19 protein-coding genes and 17 tRNA genes are annotated in these 20,393 nt (G+C 41.5%); 30 read left to right on the forward strand and 6 right to left on the reverse strand.

The window, feature by feature from the left end; genetic code table 11:
• Nucleotides 1–52: 52 nt before the first annotated feature.
• The 23 genes from QM857_RS07800 to QM857_RS07910 all read left to right on the forward strand — a co-directional run bounded on the left by QM857_RS07800 (nt 53) and on the right by QM857_RS07910 (nt 7,374).
• Nucleotides 53–125 (forward strand) — tRNA-Val (locus tag QM857_RS07800).
• A 2-nt stretch (nt 126–127) separates the two neighbouring features.
• Nucleotides 128–200: transfer RNA gene (locus QM857_RS07805), tRNA-Asp, on the forward strand.
• A gap of 18 nt (nt 201–218) precedes the next feature.
• Nucleotides 219–291 (forward strand) — tRNA-Lys (locus QM857_RS07810).
• 5 nt (nt 292–296) lie between these two features.
• Nucleotides 297–378, forward strand: a tRNA-Leu gene (locus tag QM857_RS07815).
• Between the two features lie 12 nt (nt 379–390).
• Nucleotides 391–463, forward strand: a tRNA-Thr gene (locus tag QM857_RS07820).
• 27 nt (nt 464–490) lie between these two features.
• Nucleotides 491–562: transfer RNA gene (locus QM857_RS07825), tRNA-Gly, on the forward strand.
• A gap of 7 nt (nt 563–569) precedes the next feature.
• Nucleotides 570–655: transfer RNA gene (locus QM857_RS07830), tRNA-Leu, on the forward strand.
• Between the two features lie 11 nt (nt 656–666).
• Nucleotides 667–740: transfer RNA gene (locus tag QM857_RS07835), tRNA-Arg, on the forward strand.
• Between the two features lie 14 nt (nt 741–754).
• Nucleotides 755–828 (forward strand) — tRNA-Pro (locus QM857_RS07840).
• A 5-nt stretch (nt 829–833) separates the two neighbouring features.
• A tRNA-Met gene (locus tag QM857_RS07845) sits at nt 834–907 on the forward strand.
• A gap of 13 nt (nt 908–920) precedes the next feature.
• Nucleotides 921–994: transfer RNA gene (locus QM857_RS07850), tRNA-Ile, on the forward strand.
• A gap of 10 nt (nt 995–1,004) precedes the next feature.
• Nucleotides 1,005–1,094, forward strand: a tRNA-Ser gene (locus QM857_RS07855).
• A gap of 14 nt (nt 1,095–1,108) precedes the next feature.
• A tRNA-Met gene (locus QM857_RS07860) sits at nt 1,109–1,182 on the forward strand.
• Nucleotides 1,183–1,186: 4 nt separating this feature from the next.
• A tRNA-Phe gene (locus tag QM857_RS07865) sits at nt 1,187–1,259 on the forward strand.
• A gap of 20 nt (nt 1,260–1,279) precedes the next feature.
• Nucleotides 1,280–1,350 (forward strand) — tRNA-Gly (locus QM857_RS07870).
• Nucleotides 1,351–1,383: 33 nt separating this feature from the next.
• Nucleotides 1,384–1,457 (forward strand) — tRNA-Ile (locus tag QM857_RS07875).
• Between the two features lie 6 nt (nt 1,458–1,463).
• Nucleotides 1,464–1,551: transfer RNA gene (locus QM857_RS07880), tRNA-Ser, on the forward strand.
• A gap of 130 nt (nt 1,552–1,681) precedes the next feature.
• Entirely contained in the window at nt 1,682–2,827 is a 1,146-nt protein-coding gene (locus tag QM857_RS07885) for a DUF4767 domain-containing protein (RefSeq protein WP_414275589.1), read from the forward strand.
• Between the two features lie 152 nt (nt 2,828–2,979).
• Nucleotides 2,980–3,684: a hypothetical protein gene (locus QM857_RS07890; RefSeq protein ID WP_414275590.1), complete on the forward strand. Its 705-nt coding sequence runs from the start codon at nt 2,980–2,982 to the stop codon at nt 3,682–3,684.
• A 133-nt stretch (nt 3,685–3,817) separates the two neighbouring features.
• Nucleotides 3,818–4,267, forward strand: a complete 450-nt coding sequence (locus QM857_RS07895; protein ID WP_414275591.1) for a MarR family winged helix-turn-helix transcriptional regulator — start codon at nt 3,818–3,820, stop codon at nt 4,265–4,267.
• A gap of 18 nt (nt 4,268–4,285) precedes the next feature.
• Complete coding sequence (locus QM857_RS07900) at nt 4,286–5,140, forward strand: SDR family oxidoreductase (RefSeq protein ID WP_414275592.1); 855 nt, start codon at nt 4,286–4,288, stop codon at nt 5,138–5,140.
• Nucleotides 5,133–5,861, forward strand: coding sequence for an ATP-binding cassette domain-containing protein (locus QM857_RS07905; RefSeq protein ID WP_414275593.1), 729 nt, complete (start codon nt 5,133–5,135; stop codon nt 5,859–5,861). Before QM857_RS07900 ends, QM857_RS07905 begins: the two co-directional genes overlap by 8 nt.
• The gene (locus QM857_RS07910) at nt 5,854–7,374 is read left to right on the forward strand and encodes an ABC transporter permease/substrate-binding protein (protein ID WP_414275594.1); all 1,521 of its coding nucleotides are present in this window, start codon (nt 5,854–5,856) and stop codon (nt 7,372–7,374) included. The genes QM857_RS07905 and QM857_RS07910 overlap by 8 nt, the downstream gene beginning before the upstream one ends.
• Nucleotides 7,375–7,426: 52 nt before the next feature.
• Here QM857_RS07910 and QM857_RS07915 read toward each other — a convergent pair whose 3' ends face one another.
• Genes QM857_RS07915 through QM857_RS07925 form a run of 3 tightly spaced genes read right to left on the reverse strand, consistent with a single transcriptional unit; the run spans nt 7,427 to nt 8,832 of the window.
• Nucleotides 7,427–7,762, reverse strand: coding sequence for a glucuronide permease (locus QM857_RS07915; RefSeq protein ID WP_414275668.1), 336 nt, complete (start codon nt 7,760–7,762; stop codon nt 7,427–7,429).
• Between the two features lie 44 nt (nt 7,763–7,806).
• Nucleotides 7,807–8,277 carry an HXXEE domain-containing protein gene (locus QM857_RS07920; protein ID WP_414275595.1) on the reverse strand — a complete coding sequence of 157 codons (471 nt, stop codon included), beginning with the start codon at nt 8,275–8,277 and terminating at the stop codon, nt 7,807–7,809.
• A gap of 15 nt (nt 8,278–8,292) precedes the next feature.
• Complete coding sequence (locus QM857_RS07925) at nt 8,293–8,832, reverse strand: TetR/AcrR family transcriptional regulator (protein WP_414275596.1); 540 nt, start codon at nt 8,830–8,832, stop codon at nt 8,293–8,295.
• Nucleotides 8,833–8,964: 132 nt separating this feature from the next.
• On the opposite strand from QM857_RS07925, the gene QM857_RS07930 reads away from it, so the two are divergent.
• Nucleotides 8,965–9,864 (forward strand): cation diffusion facilitator family transporter, encoded by a 900-nt coding sequence (locus tag QM857_RS07930; RefSeq protein ID WP_414275597.1) that lies wholly within the window; start codon nt 8,965–8,967, stop codon nt 9,862–9,864.
• Nucleotides 9,865–9,940: 76 nt separating this feature from the next.
• Complete coding sequence (locus QM857_RS07935) at nt 9,941–10,978, forward strand: zinc-binding dehydrogenase (RefSeq protein ID WP_414275598.1); 1,038 nt, start codon at nt 9,941–9,943, stop codon at nt 10,976–10,978.
• 64 nt (nt 10,979–11,042) lie between these two features.
• On the opposite strand, the gene QM857_RS07940 is transcribed toward QM857_RS07935, so the two are convergent.
• Nucleotides 11,043–12,044 (reverse strand): LacI family DNA-binding transcriptional regulator, encoded by a 1,002-nt coding sequence (locus QM857_RS07940; RefSeq protein WP_414275599.1) that lies wholly within the window; start codon nt 12,042–12,044, stop codon nt 11,043–11,045.
• Nucleotides 12,045–12,212: 168 nt separating this feature from the next.
• On the opposite strand from QM857_RS07940, the gene QM857_RS07945 reads away from it, so the two are divergent.
• From QM857_RS07945 to QM857_RS07955, 3 genes are all read left to right on the forward strand, one after another.
• On the forward strand, nt 12,213–13,391 hold the full coding sequence (locus QM857_RS07945) for a galactokinase (RefSeq protein WP_414275600.1): 1,179 nt from the start codon (nt 12,213–12,215) through the stop codon (nt 13,389–13,391).
• 18 nt (nt 13,392–13,409) lie between these two features.
• Complete coding sequence (locus tag QM857_RS07950) at nt 13,410–14,891, forward strand: UDP-glucose--hexose-1-phosphate uridylyltransferase (protein ID WP_414275601.1); 1,482 nt, start codon at nt 13,410–13,412, stop codon at nt 14,889–14,891.
• Between the two features lie 69 nt (nt 14,892–14,960).
• Nucleotides 14,961–15,365 carry a PaaI family thioesterase gene (locus QM857_RS07955; protein WP_045763132.1) on the forward strand — a complete coding sequence of 135 codons (405 nt, stop codon included), beginning with the start codon at nt 14,961–14,963 and terminating at the stop codon, nt 15,363–15,365.
• Between the two features lie 62 nt (nt 15,366–15,427).
• On the opposite strand, the gene QM857_RS07960 is transcribed toward QM857_RS07955, so the two are convergent.
• A complete protein-coding gene (locus tag QM857_RS07960) occupies nt 15,428–15,814 on the reverse strand; it encodes a bleomycin resistance protein (protein WP_414275602.1) in 387 nt (128 codons plus the stop codon).
• 11 nt (nt 15,815–15,825) lie between these two features.
• On the reverse strand, nt 15,826–16,653 hold the full coding sequence (locus tag QM857_RS07965) for an exodeoxyribonuclease III (protein WP_414275603.1): 828 nt from the start codon (nt 16,651–16,653) through the stop codon (nt 15,826–15,828).
• Between the two features lie 262 nt (nt 16,654–16,915).
• On the opposite strand from QM857_RS07965, the gene QM857_RS07970 reads away from it, so the two are divergent.
• The gene (locus QM857_RS07970; RefSeq protein ID WP_414275604.1) at nt 16,916–18,661 is read left to right on the forward strand and encodes an ABC transporter ATP-binding protein; all 1,746 of its coding nucleotides are present in this window, start codon (nt 16,916–16,918) and stop codon (nt 18,659–18,661) included.
• A complete protein-coding gene (locus QM857_RS07975; RefSeq protein ID WP_414275605.1) occupies nt 18,651–20,393 on the forward strand; it encodes an ABC transporter ATP-binding protein in 1,743 nt (580 codons plus the stop codon). Before QM857_RS07970 ends, QM857_RS07975 begins: the two co-directional genes overlap by 11 nt.

Raw genomic sequence — 20,393 nt, forward strand, 5'->3', positions numbered from 1 at the left:
CGGAAGTAGTTGGGGGTTGCCCCCTGTGAGATATGGAAGTCGCTTAGCTCGAGGGAGTTTAGCTCAGCTGGGAGAGCATCTGCCTTACAAGCAGAGGGTCAGCGGTTCGATCCCGTTAACTCCCATAGGTCCCGTAGTGTAGCGGTTATCACGTCGCCCTGTCACGGCGAAGATCGCGGGTTCGATTCCCGTCGGGACCGTAATAACGAAAGTTATTTGACTCGTTAGCTCAGTTGGTAGAGCAATTGACTTTTAATCAATGGGTCACTGGTTCGAGCCCAGTACGGGTCATATTTGCGGGTTTGGCGGAATTGGCAGACGCACCAGATTTAGGATCTGGCGCTTAACGGCGTGGGGGTTCAAGTCCCTTAACCCGCATAATAGAAATCAGCCGGCTTAGCTCAGTTGGTAGAGCATCTGATTTGTAATCAGAGGGTCGCGTGTTCAAGTCATGTAGCCGGCATTTTTTTTAATATAAACCAGAGTCGATGCGAACGTAGTTCAGTGGTAGAACACCACCTTGCCAAGGTGGGGGTCGCGGGTTCGAATCCCGTCGTTCGCTTAGAGAGGCCGGGGTGGCGGAACTGGCAGACGCACAGGACTTAAAATCCTGCGATTGGTAACGATCGTACCGGTTCGATTCCGGTCCTCGGCATATATTGAAGAGCACCCTTAGCTCAACTGGATAGAGTACCTGACTACGAATCAGGCGGTTAGAGGTTCGACTCCTCTAGGGTGCATTAAACATTTAACTCGGGAAGTAGCTCAGCTTGGTAGAGTACTTGGTTTGGGACCAAGGTGTCGCAGGTTCGAATCCTGTCTTCCCGATTGATGGCGGTGTAGCTCAGCTGGCTAGAGCGTCCGGTTCATACCCGGGAGGTCGGGGGTTCGATCCCCTTCGCCGCTATAATGATCTTGTTGGACCTTTAGCTCAGCTGGTTAGAGCTCTCGGCTCATAACCGAGTGGTCGTAGGTTCAAGTCCTACAAGGTCCATTGGAATGATGGAGGATTACCCAAGTCCGGCTGAAGGGAACGGTCTTGAAAACCGTCAGGCGTGTAAAAGCGTGCGTGGGTTCGAATCCCACATCCTCCTTTATTTATTATTAACGCGGGATGGAGCAGCTCGGTAGCTCGTCGGGCTCATAACCCGAAGGTCGTAGGTTCAAATCCTGCTCCCGCAATATTGGCTCGGTAGCTCAGTTGGTAGAGCAATGGATTGAAGCTCCATGTGTCGGCGGTTCGATTCCGTCTCGCGCCATTTTTTTAATAAGATACTATGCGGGTGTAGTTTAGTGGTAAAACTACAGCCTTCCAAGCTGTTGTCGCGAGTTCGATTCTCGTCACCCGCTTTGAACTTTGTTCAAATACCAAGTTTTTTACTTGGGCGCGTAGCTCAGGTGGTTAGAGCGCACGCCTGATAAGCGTGAGGTCGGTGGTTCGAGTCCACTCGTGCCCATTAATAGGAGAATTACTCAAGAGGCTGAAGAGGACGGTTTGCTAAATCGTTAGGTCGGGTAACCGGCGCAAGGGTTCGAATCCCTTATTCTCCGTAATTAAAGAGCTTTATAGCTCTTTTTTTATTGCCTTAGTCTTATATTATTCTTTTTATAACTGTTAAACATTTGATATAATGTAAGTGAAAATACTAAAACAAATGGTTGAACTTCAAAGGAGTTTGTTATGGAAGAAAAGGGGATTTTAGGAGTTTTGCTAGTTCTATTCATGAGTCTTTTTATGTTTGGCTGTAGTAATCATAGTTCCGAAAATTCTAATCAGGGGCTTAGTTTATCAACAACTGTTAGTCAATCAAATACTAATGAACAAACTTCTGTAGAGTCTAAGAAAAATTTTAAAGAATTCTACAAGCCAGTTTTTGATAATTATAAAAAAATACTTTCCACACCAAAGGATGTAAATGCAATCGGTGATCTCTATAAGAGTTTACAAGGCACTGAACGCCCTATCAATAGTTGGTCTCTTGAAAATGCGGTTTTTCAATCAGATAAGATGCGTTATGCCTATACGGATCTTAATCAAGATGGTGTAGAGGAATTATTAATAGGCGTCGAGCAATCTAATGGTGATTATTTTATTTCGGGTCTTTATTATCTTGTAAATGAGAAACCGATACTTTTAGCAGAAGGTTTTGTAGCCGGTCATGGTGGAGCTAGAAATTCTATGAATATCTATAAGAGTGGTGATATTCTGGAATTAAGTTGGTCCTCTGGAACAGGAGAAGGTAGAGGAGTACTCTATCATCTTAATTTATACCAGCAAGTTGCAAGTAAACTACAAGAACAGGATATTCGAGTTCCTGGGAATAAAAGTTTGCACTCTGACTTTGGTAAGACAGAAGCAGAATTAATGAACTTCAAGCAACTAGATTGGCAGAAATTTGAAAGCTCTACTAGAACGACCATTTCGGGAGAAAAGCAAAAAGCACCATGGAATCCCAACAAATCTGCCAAACTAGAAGCTTTTATAAAGGGCTGGGGAGAAAGACTAGGACAACCTAATTACAAAAAAGGAATTGCTGGAGGAGATGTCGGTGCAGATAATCTCTATACCTTTGGTGATGGGCCGAGTGAAAAAATAAATGCGGAATACTCGGATAATGGGTTAGGAACTGCTAAGTATCGCATCGTTGAGCGCTATAGTAACTGGGATAAATTTCCAGATGTTCATAGCTATTACTTTGCGATAACCAATACAGGAGATGCGATTGTCTTTCATTCACCGACAACTAATGGTGGGATTATGTACTTGAAACCAACCGAAAACACAGAAATACAAGCAGAGTTCAAACGCTTGGTTGAAGAAGACTAGAAAAATGAAGAATTTGGTCTTGGCTAAGCTCTTTTTATAAAAATCTCTTTTTTCATTTTTATATTCTTTGATTATTTAATTGTATGCTAGTGTTATATAAGAACGTAAAGCATTATTTGACGATGACTCTATAATTCAGGGGAATAGAATATATGACAAAAATTGTGAGGTTTCATAGTATTTACTATAGATTTGTTCTTTTTATAGTCATTTTATATCTTTTGGGTGTTCATCAAATTGTTGGTCGAGGAATTCAAACAGTTAATATTTTTGATTACGCCTTCAGCTTCCATCAGACACAGTTAGGGTATTTCCTTCTTTTATTGCTTTTACTTGGTATCGGCATAAATTTTCTTTTTCCTTGGAAATTTTATATTACACAGGATGGTATTTACCTTAGAAGATTAGCTTTATTTGTTCCTTGGAGTGCTATTAGTGGCGTTTCGCATATTTGGATTAATAAGTCAAGTAATTTTAGTAGTGGGATTAATTTTTATAACAGTAAATGTTTAGTTTTTTATCGTCATGATTACAAGCCAATTTGTATCTATAATATTTCTTTATTGGCTTTATTTGCTGTCAAACTCTTTAATCCTCAGATCAAGACGAATATCTTATCAGCTAGTTTTGCTACGGGCTTTAATATTCTATTGAATACATCAATTGTCTTTTATCTTTACTTTCTTGACTTAATAACTCTTAGTTTTAGTTCTTTTTTACTTTTTTGCTTACTCTATTTTATAAAAATTTTTATCATTCCCTTATGGTTGGTTTATAGTCAAAATTGTAAGTATGGACCTTATCTGGGACATAGTAATTTCTTTAAGAGGAATGCTTCAGATGTGATTCATGTTTAATTTTATAAAAATGATGACTTTCTACTTTTTGGTAGGAAGTTTTTTATTATTTCTATATCGAAATAATTGACAACTGTAATTTAGAGTGTTACAATAGTTAAAAACTTCGATATAGAATAAAAAAGGAGACAAAATGGACAAGATGTTAGGGGGCTACCAAGCTCTACAGATTCGATTGTTGAATGGGCGTATCTTTCAAAAACTCTTGAGCAAGGAACCAGATGCTCAATACAGAAGTGAACAAGGGAAAATTTTAACGATTTTGTGGAAGCAAGAGTTGGGGTGCGCTACTGCGACAGATATCGCTCTTGCGACGGGGCTAGCTAATAATACATTGACCAGTATGGTTAAGAAATTGGAAGAACAAGGTTTGGTCACGATTCAACCTTGCACGCAGGATAAAAGGAAAAAATATATCTCTTTGACAGATCTTGGTTGGGCGCAAAAAGAAATTGGAGACCGTGTTAGTCGGGAACTTGGAGAGATTTTCTACCAAGGCTTTTCGGATCAAGAAATCCGTGAATTTGAAGCCTATCAAGAGCGTATAATCTCAAATCTAAAAGCTAAAGAAAATGAAATCTAGGGAAAGGAAGTAACAGTTATGATCGGAATTACAGGTGTAACAGGAAAATTAGGCTCCTATGTGGCTGATCTTGTCGATAAAAAAGGAATCGCTTCAGTCCATCTAGCAAGAAGCCCGGAGCGTGCAAAAGTCTACGCGTCTGCAGAAATCCGTAAAATAGTGTATGCCAATACTCCAGAGGTGGTCGAGGCCTTAAAGGGTATCGATACTTTGTTGATGGTATCTGCTCGGGAAAATCCAGAGCGTGTCAAGGAGCACAAGGAGTTTTTAGATGCTGCAAAACTAGCAGGGGTGCAGCATATTGTTTATACCTCCTTTTATGGGGCAGATGAGAAGGCAACTTTTACCTTGTCTCGAGATCATGCCCAGACGGAAGCCTATATCAAGGAGTTAGGGTTCACCTACACTTTTTTGAGAGATAATTTTTACTTGGACTTTTTGATTGATATGGCGCTTGAAAATGGAGAGATTCGTGGTCCGGCCGGCAATGGCCTGGTATCAGCTGTTGCCCGTAAGGACACATCTAGGGTTGCAGCAGAAATTCTTTTAAATCCTAAGGAGTGGGAAAATCAAAGCCTGAATTTGACAGGACCAGATGATCTTTCCATGGAAGAAATCGTAGCGCTTCTCTCAAAAGAGACGGGTGACGCCATCATGTATGTGGATGAATCAGTAGAAGAAGCTTATGAGTCACGGAAAAAATGGCCAGCACAAACTTGGGAGTACGATGCCTGGGTCAGCACCTATACAGCTATCAAAGTTGGGGAACAAGCTGGGGTTTCAACAGATATCGAAAAAGTTCTAAGGCATCCAGCAAGCAGCCTTTTGGATATTCTTAGAGATAGAAAACTTATTGAGGAAAAAAATGATTGAATACAAACATGTAGCCTTGCGCTATACAGAAAAGGATATTTTAAAAGATGTCAATCTTCGCATTGAAAATGGAGAATTCATGGTGCTAGTGGGTCCTTCAGGATCTGGAAAGACCACCATGATCAAGATGATTAACCGTCTTTTGGAACCGACAGATGGCAATATCCATATGGATGGGAAACGCATCAAAGACTATGACGAACGGGAGTTACGTCTCAGTACCGGCTATGTCCTTCAAGCCATTGCCCTATTTCCTAACTTGACCGTTGCTGAAAATATAGCTCTCATTCCTGAGATGAAGGGCTGGAGCAAGGAGCAAATCACTTCTAAAACAGAAGAACTCTTGAACAAGGTTGGTCTCCCTGCTGCAGAGTATGCAAATCGCATGTCTAGTGAATTATCTGGTGGGGAGCAACAGCGGATTGGCATTGTGCGAGCTATCATTGGGGAACCAAAAATTCTATTGATGGACGAACCTTTTTCAGCCTTGGATGCCATCTCTCGCAAGCAGTTGCAGGCTCTTACCAAAGATTTACATAAAGAATTCGGTATGACCACCATCTTCGTAACACATGATACGGACGAGGCCTTAAAATTAGGGGATCGAATTGCAGTTTTGCAGGATGGAGAAATTCGCCAGGTGGCAGACCCTGAAACAATTTTACAAGCGCCTGCGACAGACTTTGTAGCAAACTTGTTTGGAGGTAGCCTTCATGTCTAATTTGATTTCAACATTTCAAGAGCGTTTTGGGGAATGGGTAACTGCTCTTGGGGAACACTTACAATTATCTCTTTTGACCTTATTGGTTGCTATTTTTCTGACGATTCCACTGGCGGTTTATCTAAATAGCCACAAAAAAGCGGCGAACTGGGTGCTACAAGTTGCGGGTATCTTCCAGACCATACCCTCAATGGCTTTATTGGGTCTCTTTATTCCTTTCATGGGAATTGGAACCTTACCAGCTCTCACAGCCCTTGTTATTTACGCTATTTTCCCGATTTTAGAAAATACGATTACAGCCTTGAACGGCATTGATCCTAGTCTTGAGGAGGCAGGGATTGCTTTTGGAATGACCAAGTGGGAGCGACTCAAGAAGTTTGAAATTCCGCTTGCCATGCCAGTCATTGTATCGGGGGTTCGTACAGCAACTGTTATGATCATTGGGACAGCAACTTTAGCTGCTCTTGTGGGAGCTGGTGGATTGGGCTCCTTTATCCTTTTGGGAATTGATCGTCGGAATGCTAGTCTCATTTTAATCGGTGCAATCTCATCAGCCATCTTGGCCATTCTCTTTAATGTTGTTCTCAAATGGTTGGAAAAGGCAAAGTTGCGTACGATTGTTGCAGCTTTTGCAGTGATGGTCCTTGGTTTGGGAGCTAGTTATGCTCCAAGCATGATTCCTAGCAAAGAGAAAGAAAATCTGGTTATAGCTGGGAAGTTGGGACCTGAACCTGAGATTCTCATGAATATGTACAAGCTTCTCATTGAGGAAAATACGGATATGACGGTGACGGTCAAGCCTAACTTTGGGAAGACAGATTTCCTTTATCAAGCGCTGAAAAAGGGTGATATCGATATCTATCCAGAATTTTCTGGAACAGTGACAGAGAGTCTCCTCCAACCATCTCCACAAATTGGGCATGACCCAGAAAAGGTTTACGAGGTGGCTCGTGATGGCATTGCCAAACAGGATCAACTAGCCTTTCTTAAACCCATGGCTTATCAAAATACTTATGCTATAGCAGTTCCTAAAAAAATTGCGCAAGAATATGGGCTTAAGACGATTTCAGACTTGAAAAAAGTAGAAGGACAGCTCAAGGCTGGATTCACTCTAGAGTTTAATGACCGTGAGGATGGAAACAAGGGCTTGCAGTCTGTTTATGGATTAAATCTCAATGTAGCCACTATGGAACCAGCTCTTCGCTACCAAGCCATCCAGTCAGGTGACATTCAAATTACAGATGCTTACTCAACAGATGCTGAAATTGCTAGGTATGACTTGATGATTTTAGAAGATGATCAACACCTCTTCCCACCTTATCAAGGGGCTCCACTGATGAAGCAGGAGCTACTTAAGAAGCATCCAGAATTGGAAGCTGTATTAAATCAGTTAGCTGGTAAAATCACCGAGAGCCAGATGAGTCAGATGAACTATCAGGTTGGTGTGGAAGGTAAATCAGCTGAAGAGGTTGCGCATGAGTTTCTCCTTCAAGAAGGAATACTTAAGCAATAATCAAAGGAGTATTAGTTTATGAGTATACAAAAAAGGATCAAAAGATCCTTTTTTATTGTACCAAGGCTAACAAGATGGTAAGCACCAGTGCAATTCCAATTCGAATCAGATGGTGGGCTGGATGGAAGTTTTCTTTTTGTTTGCCATTCCAATAGGCTCCGTAGCAAATTAATCCACAGCCAATCAGCCAAAGAGATAGTGCGATAATCGGCAAAAAGAAGTAGAGGAAGATAGATAAGGTCGCAAGGCTACTTCCGATAAGGAGAAATGTATTTCCTATAGTGTGATTCCCTTTTTTAACTTCAGACAGAGAAGCCAATAAGTGAAGAAGAACAAAAGCAAGGGCTAAGAAGACTGTAAAAAAGCCGAGGAGAATGGAGAAGAACATACGGTTTCCTTTCAAGAAGAAATTTTGGATATGATGATTATATATCAAGGCCTACGACTCATTTTATGAAGTACCACAAATGATACTACAAGATTTAAAATGATAACCAATAAGGTAAAAAGAGAGTAACCATAAAGTATAATTGGAAATTCATTTTTGAGATTGCATAGAGAAAACAAACTCGTTAAAATGCCCGTCAACAATCCAGGCACATATTTTCGTATAACGATTGTTTGAATCAGATGTCCTAATACATGGTAGATATAAGCGATTATGATGCTTGCGTAAATGCTATAGTTGTTAAACCAGTAACTAAGGAAAAGCGAAAGAAGTAGGATCAGAAATTGCTCCAAGACAATGGCATTGAAAGCAAAAGGAGTGTAATAAGATAGGATTCGATTGTTTGGATACTGGATTGATATTTTTTTGACAAAGGATGGCATCCAAACGATTTCTTCGAGTTCGTGAAGCATGAATAGGGCTGGAAAAAGAAAATAAAATTGCACGATGGACATTGAAAACACTCCTTTCTAATTCGAACCCACTTTCAGAATCTCCAAATAAAACTGGACCACTTCTTGTTCCGTGTAGGACTTGCCTTTTTTCAACCACCAGCTGAGGGTTTCGATTAAATGGCTGACGACCAAGTGTTTGAGGTAAGAGTGAGGGAGAGTTGGATGGGACTTGATGAGTTCGTCGGCTACCATGGGGTAAACATGATGTTCTAGCTCTTTCTGTAATTGACGGAGGAAGTAGTCGTTTTTAGAGAAAAGAAGACTGGTGACGTGGTCCTGGTTTTTCTTGAAATGTGAAAAGATATGGGACAAATAAGCTTCTGTAGATATATTTTCCTCGCGTTCAAAAAGATGATGAAAGAGATAACGACAGAGCTCGTCTAGGAGTAATTCTTTACTTTCATAATGGCTATAAAAGGTGGAACGACCGACATCTGCTAGGTCTATTATCTCCTGAACGGTAATCGTTTCAAAGCTTTTTTGATTTAGTAATTGTAAAAAAGCAGTATAGATAGATTTTCGAGTCTTGGTAATGCGACGATCTTGAGCAGTCATATGGACACTTTGAACAAACTGTTCCGTTTCTTACAAAGTAAACAGTTTGCTCCTATCCTTTCTGAAATGAATGTTAGATAATGATAATGAACAAGATGTTCATGAATCTATTATAACAAAGGAATGTTGATTATGAAGACAAAACATACAGTTTGGTTAGCTTTTTTCTTGAATTTAAGTTATGCCATTGTTGAGTTTATCGCAGGAGGGATTTTTGGTTCTAGTGCGGTCCTTGCTGACTCTGTCCATGATCTTGGAGATGCAATCGCAATTGGGATATCAGCCTTTCTTGAAGCAATTTCCAATCGTGAAGAAGATAGTCATTACACCTTGGGTTACAAACGGTTTAGCCTTCTAGGTGCCTTGGTAACAGCTGTGATTCTGATGACAGGGTCTGTTCTGGTTATCTTGGAAAATATAACAAAAATCTTTCATCCACAGCCGGTCAATGATGAGGGAATCCTCTGGTTAGGAATCATAGCGGTCAGTATCAATGTATTGGCAAGTCTAGTAGTTCGTAAAGGAAAAACCAAGAATGAGTCTATTCTGAGTCTTCATTTTCTGGAAGATACTCTGGGTTGGGTGGCTGTTATCCTAATGGCCATTGTTCTGCGATTTACCGACTGGTATATTCTTGATTCGCTCTTATCTCTTGTCATTTCTATCTTTATTCTGTCAAAAGCTATTCCTCGTTTTTGGTCTACACTCAAGATTTTCCTTGATGCTGTGCCAGAAGGTGTAGATATCAAGCAAGTCAAGAGTGATTTGGAGCAATTGGACCATGTAGCTAGTATCAATCAGCTTAATCTCTGGACTATGGATGGTTTGGAGAAAAATGCTATTGTCCATGTTTGTCTAAAAGAAATTGAACAGATGGAGCTTTGCAAGGAATCGATTCGAAGCATACTCAAAGATTGTGGTTTCCAAAATATCACCATTGAAGTTGATGCAGACCTAGAAACTCACCAAGCCCATAAGCGCAAGGTCGAGGAGTTGGAAGTAGATAAAAGTCATGAACATCATCATCATTAATGAGACGTAGTATAAATGAGCGAAAGTTTGCTAAAAAGTGTATACTAAAGGTAGTTAGATACAGAGAGGAAATTTTATGAAATCAGCAGTTTATACTAAGGCAGGTCAGATTGGTATTGAAGAAGTCAAGCGTCCAAGTATTCAAGAAGCGGATGATGTGATTATCCGCGTAGTTCGTGCTTGCGTATGTGGTTCAGACCTATGGAGTTACCGAAATCCAGATATTAAAGCGGGACATAAAAATAGTGGACACGAAGCGATCGGAATCGTTGAAGAAACTGGAGAAGCCATTACAACGGTCAAGCCCGGTGATTTTGTGATTGTGCCATTTACTCATGGTTGTGGGGAATGTGATGCCTGTCGTGCTGGATTTGATGGTTCTTGTGACAATCATATCGGAAATAACCTAGGAGGGAATTTCCAAGCTGAATATCTCCGCTTTCACTATGCCAATTGGGCACTTGTTAAAATCCCTGGACAACCGTCCGATTATACAGAAGGGATGCTTAAATCCCTCTTGACTCTGGCTGATGTCATGCCGACTGGCTATCATGCAGCGCGTGTGGCTAATGTTCAAAAAGGCGACAAGGTTGTGGTAATTGGCGATGGGGCTGTTGGCCAATGTGCTGTCATCGCAGCTAAGATGCGTGGAGCTTCACAAATTATCCTTATGAGTCGTCACGAAGATCGACAACAAATGGCCTTGGAATCAGGAGCGACAGCTATTGTAGCTGAGCGAGGAGAAGAAGGCATTGCCAAGGTGCGTGAAATTCTTGGCGGTGGAGCAGATGCAGCACTTGAGTGTGTTGGTACTGAGGCGGCTGTTGAGCAAGCACTAGGTGTCCTTCATAATGGCGGTCGTATGGGATTTGTAGGAGTTCCACATTACAAGAATCGTGCTCTTGGTTCAACCTTTATGCAAAATATCTCTGTTGCAGGTGGAGCAGCTTCTGCAACAACATACGATAAGCAATTCTTGCTCAAAGCTGTCCTTGATGGTGATATCAATCCAGGTCGTGTCTTTACTTCAAGTTACAAACTAGAAGATATTGACAAAGCATATAAGGCCATGGATGAACGCAAGACCATTAAATCTATGATTGTGATGGATTAAAAAAAGAAAAACCTAATAGGATTTGAGAATCTCTATTGGGTTTTTTTATGTTCAAGTGTTGTGCTTAATGCAAGGTACTTTCTCTTAAAGTCAGTTTGGTTCCTAGCATGGTGAGGCTTGGAATTTTACGGCCGTGAAGGACTTCTCTGTTCAAAATATCCATTCCTGTGCGTCCCATTTCCTCGGTGTAGACTGAGATACTGGAAAGGGGTGGGAACACTTGCTTGGTTAGAATAGTATCATTAAAGGAAATAATGCTCACGCGATCTGGTATGCTGATGCTGGCTTCTTGAAGGGCGCGAAGAGCACCTATTGCCAAACTATCACTAGCTGCAAAAAAGGCTTGTGGAAGTTTATCTCCTAATTTTTCGATAGCCTCTTTCATCAAGTCGTATCCAGATTGGGCAGTAAATAGACCTTGGAAAATGAATTTCTCGTTATAAATTCCTTTTTCTTGTGTATAGGATTTAAAGTAACCTAAGCGTTTGTCTGCGATGACTTCTTCTTGGTCAGTAGTAGTTTCAAGACCGGATAAGATACCAATCTTCTTAATCCCGTGGTCTGTAAAGTAATCGACTACCTGTCTAACAGCATTATTAAAATCTGTAATGACACAGGTGTGTCCCAAGGCTATGGTGTCACTATCTAGAAAAACTAGAGGTTTTTGATATTCTTCAAATGATGCAATCTGTGCTTGGCTAAATTTTCCAATACAAAGAATTCCAATGACTTCTTCGCTAAGCGTGAAAGGTTGATCATTGAAATAGCGTAAGATTTCGTAATCTAATTCTTGTGCTCTATTTTCGATTCCTAGTCGAATCTGGTAGTAGTAGAGGTCTTCCAACTCACCTTGTTCGCTGACCCACTGGATAATAGCAATCTTTTGTTTAAGTTTGTGACTTTCGCCTGTTTTAAGATGTTTGGTATAACCTAGTTCTTCGGCGACAGTTAAAATACGATGTCGGGTTTCTTCTGTGACAGATAGACTCTGATCGCGATTGAGGACACGGGATACAGTTGCGATTGAGACAGAGGCTAACTGAGCAATATCTTTGAGTGTAGCCATAATTCCCCTCCTTTTTAGGTTATTATATCATATTTTTTTATCTTTTTACTCATAGTTTAGTAAAATATCGGTAAAAATGTTGACCAAAGCAAAACCCTTGGGTACAATAGAAGAAAACGATTACAAGGTAAACTTTTTTACCTAACAAATTGTCAAAGGAGAATTCATATGACACAACATCTTACTGCTGATGCACTTCGCAAGGACTTTCTTGATGTTTTTGGTCAAGAAGCAGATCAAACCTTCTTCTCACCAGGCCGTATCAACTTGATTGGGGAACATACTGACTACAACGGTGGCCATGTTTTCCCAGCTGCTATTTCACTAGGAACTTATGGAGCAGCACGCAAGCGTGATGACCAAGTTTTGCGTTTCTACTCCGCAAACTTTGAGGACAAAGGCATTATCGAAGTTCCTCTGGCTGACCTTAAGTTTGAGAAGGAGCACAACTGGACTAACTATCCAAAAGGTGTCCTTCATTTCTTGCAAGAAGCTGGGCATGTGATTGATAAAGGTTTTGATTTCTATGTCTATGGGAATATCCCAAATGGTGCTGGTTTGTCTTCATCTGCATCCTTAGAGCTTTTGACTGGTGTCGTGGCAGAATATCTCTTTGACCTAAAATTGGATCGTCTAGATTTAGTAAAAATCGGGAAATTGACAGAGAATAACTTTATTGGTGTTAACTCTGGTATCATGGACCAATTTGCTATCGGTATGGGGGCAGACCAACGTGCCATTTATCTGGATACAAATAGTTTAGAATATGACTTGGTTCCCCTTGATTTGAAGGACAATGTTGTTGTTATCATGAACACTAACAAACGCCGTGAACTTACAGATTCTAAATACAATGAACGTCGTGCTGAATGTGAAAAAGCAGTAGAAGAACTCCAGGTGGCCTTGGACATTCAAACCTTGGGTGAATTGGACGAGTGGGCTTTTGATGAGTTCAGTTACCTCATCAAAGACGAAAATCGCTTGAAACGTGCGCGCCATGCTGTTCTTGAGAATCAACGTACCCTTAAAGCACAAGCAGCTCTTCAAGCTGGAGATTTGGACAAATTTGGTCGTTTGATGAATGCTTCTCATGTTTCACTTGAGCACGATTACGAAGTAACTGGCTTGGAATTAGATACCCTTGTTCATACAGCTTGGGCTCAAGAAAGTGTTCTCGGTGCTCGTATGACAGGAGCAGGTTTTGGTGGTTGTGCAATCGCCTTGGTTCAAAAGGATGCTGTTGAGTCCTTTAAAGAAGCTGTAGGCAAGCACTATGAAGAAGTAGTTGGCTACGCTCCAAGCTTCTATATCGCTGAAGTGGCAGGTGGAACTCGCATCCTTGAATAGTCAGAAGGAGGTTTTCTAGTGACCTTAGTAGAAAATTTTGTGACCAAAGTCATTGCAGAAAGCACCTTTGAAGAGTTGGATCGGATCTATCTGACCAATCGTGTTTTAGCAATGGTAGATGATGGAGTTATTGAAGTTGAGACTGACCAAAATGATTTGATTGAACTAAAAGATCAGCTTGTTGAGGAAGCCGTTCGATTGGAAACAATTGAAGATAGTCTGGCAGCGCGTGAGATTCTCGGTGCTGACCTCATGGACTTGGTAACCCCTTGTCCAAGTCAGGTTAATCGTGATTTTTGGAATACCTATGCCCAGTCACCAGAGCAGGCAATTGCGGATTTCTACCAACTCAGTCAGAAGAATGACTACATCAAACTGAAGGCTATCGCAAAGAATATTGCTTATCGTGTACCGTCTGACTATGGTGAACTGGAGATTACCATCAATCTCTCTAAGCCTGAAAAGGATCCAAAGGAGATTGCGGCAGCTAAGTTGGTTAAGTCGAGTAACTATCCTCAATGTCAGCTCTGTATGGAAAATGAAGGATACCATGGTCGTGTCAATCATCCAGCTAGAAGCAATCACCGGATTATTCGTTTTGATATTTCTGGGCAGGAGTGGGGCTTCCAGTATTCGCCTTACGCCTACTTTAATGAGCACTGTATTTTCCTAGATAGCCAACATCGTCCTATGGCTATTAGTCGCCAAAGTTTTGAACGTTTGTTAGCAATTGTGGAGCAGTTCCCAGGCTATTTTGTAGGTTCGAATGCTGATTTGCCAATCGTGGGTGGCTCCATCCTGACGCATGATCATTACCAAGGTGGGCGCCATGTATTCCCAATGGAAGTGGCTCCTATTCAGAAAAGCTTTACCTTTGCAGGTTTTAAAACTGTTAAAGCAGGGATTGTTCAATGGCCTATGTCCGTCATTCGACTAACTTCAGATTCTAAAGAGGATTTGACAGAACTAGCGGATAAAATCTTACTGGCTTGGCGCCAGTATTCTGACCAAAGCGTACAGGTTTTGGCAGAAAGTAATGGAACACCGCATCACACTATCACACCGATTGCGCGTAAAAGAGATGGGCAGTTCGAGTTGGATTTGGTCTTGCGGGACAATCAAACATCTCCAGAGCATCCAGATGGTATCTATCATCCCCACAAGGATGTCCAACATATCAAGAAGGAAAATATCGGCTTGATAGAGGTCATGGGCTTGGCAATTTTGCCACCACGCTTGAAGGAAGAAGTGGAGCAAGTAGCAGCTTACCTAGTCGGAGAGGATGTTTCAGTAGCAGATTATCACAAAGAATGGGCGGGTGAATTGAAAGACTCCCATCCTGACTTGACTGACAAAGACCAAGCTCTTAATATCGTCCAAGAATCTGTTGGAAAAATATTTGCACGAGTTTTGGAAGATGCAGGAGTTTACAAGCAAACAGAAGAAGGACAAGCAGCCTTTATGCGATTTGTGGAGCAGGTTGGTATTTTGCCCGAATAAGTGCTTGTCTCTTGCGTAGAGTCTTGAAAAGTAGTATCATAGTGTCGTTTGAAATATCAGGAGGAACGTATGAAAGATTTTCACTTTGACGCTATATCTGCCTTTGAAAATTACGAAATTGAAAAAATGAGAGACGGTCACGTGGTGGTGACAACAAAAGTAGTGGACTCCTCACTCAACTACTATGGAAATGCCCACGGAGGTTATCTATTTACCCTTTGTGACCAAATTAGTGGTCTTGTGGTGATTTCGCTAGGATTAGACGGGGTGACACTCCAGTCTTCCATTAACTACTTGAAAGCTGGAAATCTAGGGGACATTCTCACTATCAAAGGAGAATGTGTCCATCATGGACGCACCACTTGTGTCGTCGATGTTGATATCACCAACCAAGATGGCCGAAATGTCTGCAAAGCAACCTTCACCATGTTTGTCACCGGACAACGATCTGAAGATAGACAGGTGAGGATATAGGAAACAAAAAAGAGGCACCTGCCTCTTTTTTTATTACTTTACCACTCTAATGTTTTATTATTCTATTCACTAAATCTTAAAAAATAGCCATCTGGGTCTAGAACTGCAAATTCATGAGGGTAGATATATTGTTCACCAACTCGAAATTCTCTTTTAGTCAAAGGACGATGAATAGGATAGTTAGACTCGATTACTTTCTGATAGAGTCTGGGGACATCCTTGATACCAAAGGAAATATTGACACCACGACCAAATGGGTAGGTCAGTTTAACTAATTCATCCTTTGTTCCCTCCTCTAACATTAGTTGGCAATCTTCAAGAGATAGGAAGAGAAAGTTTTCTTCTGGTCGCTCGTATTCGATGGTAAAACCCAGCAAGTCGCAGTAGAAGTGACGCGATTTCTCGATATCCGATACGACAAATTCAGGGATGACAGCTTGATAGTCCATTCGTTTTCTCCTTAGAGATCAATCTCCAAGACAATCGGTGTATGGTCTTGGCGTGCTCCTGAATCAATCATGTCTGACTTGGTAACCTTGTCTGCTACACGATTACTTGTGAGCCAGTAGTCGATTCTCCAGCCTGTGTTGTTGATTTTTGAAGTCTTGCTGCGTTGTGCCCACCAAGTATAGCGTTCTGGTACATCGCCATGGATATGGCGGAAGGTATCTGTAAATCCTTTGGCTAAAAGGTTTGTAAATCCTTCACGTTCTTCATCCGTGAAACCTGGTGAACGACGGTTGCTGGCTGGGTTTGCAAGGTCAATTTCCTTGTGGGCAACGTTGTAGTCTCCGGTTGCTAGGACAGGTTTTTGCTTGTCTAGTTGAGCCAAGTACTCTGCATATTTGACATCCCAGACTTGACGTTCTTCCAAGCGTTTGAGGCCATCACCAGCGTTTGGCGTGTAAACTTGAGTCACGAAGAATGTATCAAATTCTAAAGTGATGATGCGTCCTTCTGAGTCCATAGTAGAAGGGGCACCGATTTCTGGGAAGCTGATAGTTGGAGTCAGTTCTTTCTTATAGAGGAACATGGTCCCAGCATAGCCTTTACGAGCAGGCTCTTGAGAGGAACGCCAAGTATTTTCATATCCAGGGAAGAGTTCGTCTAATACCTCGAGATGTTTTTTAGTAGGACCTGTAGCTGAAAGCTTGGTTTCTTGGATGGCGATAATATCAGCGTCTTCGGCTACCAAGGTTTGGAGGACGTCTTGTGACAATTTCGCACGCGCAGAGTCACTCGTGAGTGCAGCGTTTAGGGAATCAATATTCCATGAGATCAATTTCATAATGTTTACCTTTTCATTCAGATTATAGACAATATTATACCAGAAAAAGAAGTATTTCCCCAGCGTATGGTTTGAAAAATCAAGGTCATTCCTATATAATAAAGAATGATTTATGTAAAAGATTGAAAATAAATGAAATGTTACTCCTTTGAGTATCTTTATCGCTGAATATGACAAAGTTTAAGTTAGTGTCATCACCTATGAATAGGAAAAACCTGAGGCAGTCGCCTCAGGTTTCCATTTGTCATTAGAAAGGAATTTTATGTCCATCATCCAAAAACTCTGGTGGTTTTTTAAGTTAGAAAAACGCCGTTACCTAGTTGGAATTGTAGCTCTGGTTTTAGTCTCTGTGCTAAACCTCATCCCACCTATGGTCATGGGGCGCGTAATCGATGCCATTACTTCGGGACGATTAACACAAGATGAGCTCCTGCTTCATCTCTTTTATCTCCTGCTGGCAGCTTTCGGGATGTACTACCTGCGTTATGTTTGGCGCATGTATATCCTAGGGACCTCCTACCGACTTGGACAAATCATGCGTTCAAGACTATTTGAGCATTTTACAAGGATGTCTCCCGCTTTTTATCAGAATTATCGGACTGGGGATTTGATGGCTCACGCAACCAATGATATCAATGCTCTGACTCGTCTAGCAGGTGGTGGTGTCATGTCTGCGGTGGATGCCTCTATCACGGCCTTGGTGACTCTCTTGACTATGCTCTTTAGCATTTCTTGGCAGATGACCTTGGTTGCCATTCTACCTCTGCCATTTATGGCCTATGCGACTAGTCGTCTGGGGAGAAAGACCCATAAGGCTTTCGGAGAATCACAAGCAGCCTTTTCTGAACTCAACAATAAGGTTCAAGAATCTGTATCAGGTATCAAGGTAACCAAGTCCTTTGGCTATCAGTCTGATGAATTGGCATCTTTCCAGGAAGTCAATGATTTGACCTTCCAAAAGAATCTGCAAACCATGAAGTATGATAGTCTCTTTGACCCCATGGTTCTACTCTTTGTTGGTTCTTCCTATGCCTTAACTCTCTTAGTCGGTGCCTTTATGGTGCAAGCAGGACAGGTAACTGTCGGAAACCTTGTCACCTTTATCTCTTACTTGGATATGTTGGTCTGGCCCTTGATGGCGATTGGTTTCCTCTTTAATATTACTCAAAGAGGGAAGGTTTCTTATCAACGTATTGAGAGCCTCTTGTCCCAAGAGTCACCTGTCAAAGATCCAGAAACTCCACTTGACGAGATTGAAAATGGGCGTTTGGACTATGCTATTGATCGTTTTGCCTTTGAAGACGAGGAGACGCTGAAGGATATTCACTTTAGTCTCGAAAAAGGGCAAACCTTGGGCTTGGTTGGACAGACTGGTTCAGGGAAAACAGCTTTGATTAAATTGCTCCTACGTGAGTATGACGTTGACCAAGGGGCCATTTATCTAAATGGTCATGATATTCGTGACTATCGACTAGCTGACTTGCGTAGTTTGATGGGATACGTCCCACAGGACCAATTTCTCTTTGCTAGTTCTATCTTAGAGAATATTTGTTTTGGAAATCCCGACTTACCTTTCTCAGCAGTAGAAGAAGCAACTAAGCTGGCTCAAGTCTATCAAGACATTAAAGCCATGCCCCAGGGATTTGATACGGTTATCGGCGAAAAAGGTGTCAGTCTATCTGGTGGACAAAAACAACGTCTGGCTATGAGTCGGGCTATGATTTTAAATCCTGATATCCTGATTTTAGATGATTCCTTGTCAGCTGTGGATGCCAAGACAGAGTTCGCGATCATCGATAATCTCAAGGAAACTCGTAAGGACAAGACAACCATCATCACTGCCCATCGACTCAGTGCGGTTGTCCATGCGGATTTGATTTTGGTTATGCAAAATGGTCGCATCATTGAACGAGGCACTCATGAAGACTTACTCGCTTTGGATGGTTGGTATGCCCAAACCTACCAGTCTCAACAGTTAGAAATGAAAGGAGAAGAAGATGCGCAATAAACAAGAACAATGGGCTGTATTGAAACGCTTGTTGTCTTATCTTAAGCCCTATGGTCTCCTAACCTTTTTAGCCTTAGCTTTTCTCCTTGCGACGACTGTTATTAAGAGTATTATCCCTCTGGTAGCTTCTCACTTTATCGACCAGTATCTAAACAATCTCAATCAGCTTGCTGTTACAGTTTTGCTTGTTTACTATGGTCTCTACATTGTTCAAACCATTGTCCAATATGTGGGAAATCTCCTTTTTGCGCGCGTGTCCTACAGCATCGTTAGAGATATCCGACGTGATGCCTTTGCCAATATGGAGAAGCTAGGCATGTCTTATTTCGATAAAACTCCTGCAGGTTCTATTGTTTCTCGTTTGACAAATGACACCGAGACTATCAGTGATATGTTTTCGGGAATCTTATCTAGCTTTATCTCGGCAGTCTTTATATTCGTGACGACCCTTTATACCATGTTAGTTTTGGACTATCGTCTGACTGCTTTAGTCTTGCTCTTTCTACCTTTGATTTTCCTTTTGGTTAATCTCTACCGTAAAAAATCGGTCAAGGTCATTGAAAAAACCAGAAGTCTACTGTCAGATATTAACAGTAAGTTGGCAGAAAATATCGAAGGAATTCGTATTATTCAAGCCTTCAACCAAGAAAAACGCCTGCAAGAAGAGTTTGATGAGATAAACCAAGAACACCTAGTCTACGCTAACCGTTCAGTAGCCTTGGATTCTCTCTTTTTACGTCCAGCTATGAGTTTACTGAAGCTGTTGGGATATGCGGTTTTGATGGCCTACTTTGGCTATCGCGGACTTTATCTAGGAATAACGGCAGGAACTATGTATGCCTTTATCCAGTATATCAATCGTCTCTTTGATCCCCTGATCGAGGTAACGCAAAACTTTTCTACTCTTCAGACATCCATGGTGTCAGCAGGTCGTGTCTTTGCACTGATCGATGAATCCAACTATGAACCGGTCCAAGAAAATGGACAAGCCGAGATTCAAGAAGGAAATATCCGCTTTGAACATGTGTCCTTCTCTTATGATGGGCAACACCAAATTCTAGATGATATTTCCTTTACCGTTAATAAAGGTGAAACCATTGCCTTTGTCGGGCATACTGGCTCTGGAAAATCTTCGATCATCAATGTTCTCATGCGCTTTTATGAATTCCAGTCAGGTCGGGTTCTCCTAGATGGTGTGGATATTCGAGAGTATAGTCAAGAGGAGTTGAGAAAAAACATCGGTTTGGTTCTTCAGGACCCCTTCCTCTATCATGGGACCATTAAGTCCAATATCGCCATGTACCAAGATATCAGCGATGACCAAGTCAAAGCTGCAGCAGAATTTGTCGATGCAGATTCCTTCATTCAAGATCTTCCTTTAGGTTATGATGCTCCTGTATCTGAGCGTGGTTCGAGTTTTTCAACTGGTCAACGTCAGCTTCTTGCCTTTGCAAGAACTGTTGCCAGTCAACCTAAAATCCTGATTTTGGATGAAGCAACAGCCAATATCGACTCTGAAACAGAAGCTCTGGTCCAAAATTCCCTAGCTAAGATGAGACAAGGTCGGACAACCATTGCCATCGCCCATCGCCTTTCTACCATTCAAGATGCTAATTGTATCTATGTTCTTGATAAGGGACGTATTATCGAAAGTGGAACCCACGAGAAACTCCTAGCATTGGGTGGAACCTATCACAAGATGTATAGTTTGCAGGCAGGGGCTCTTTCCTAA

It is taken from the genome of Streptococcus infantis, from assembly GCF_047463315.1.
Classification (GTDB): Bacteria; Bacillota; Bacilli; order Lactobacillales; family Streptococcaceae; genus Streptococcus; species Streptococcus infantis_AB.